This window comes from Gilvimarinus sp. 1_MG-2023 (assembly GCF_030548285.1).
Genome location: NZ_JAUOSC010000262.1, coordinates 1 through 397 on the forward strand (window position 1 = coordinate 1; position 397 = coordinate 397).

1 protein-coding gene is annotated in these 397 nt (G+C 56.2%); it reads right to left on the reverse strand.

Annotation, left to right across the window (positions count from 1 at the left end):
* The coding region (locus Q4563_RS16705; protein ID WP_303605288.1) for a formyltetrahydrofolate deformylase at positions 1-397 on the reverse strand (397 nt) is incomplete at both ends.

Consider the following 397-nt stretch of genomic DNA (forward strand, 5'->3'; position numbering starts at 1 on the left):
CAACAAACACACGGTGTTCGGTGTGCAGTTTGACAGCACGGGCCAGAGCGACGGTTTCGGTATCCCGTCCAGCGGCAGTCAGCTTTTCCGGGCCCATGGTGTGATCCACTGGCTGTACGGATTGCTCGATGATCGGGCCTTCGTCCAGATCGGAGGTTACATAGTGCGCAGTCGCACCAATCAGTTTCACACCCCGGTCATAAGCCTGGTAATACGGCCGTGCACCCTTGAAGCCGGGCAGGAACGAGTGGTGAATATTGATCGCTTTACCGGCCAGCTCCGCACACAGGGTGTTGGACAGGATTTGCATGTAACGGGCAAGTACTACCAGCTCGGTGTTGGTTTCGTTGACGATGTCGATCAGCGCCTGTTCTTGCTGCGGCTTGTTCTCTTTCGT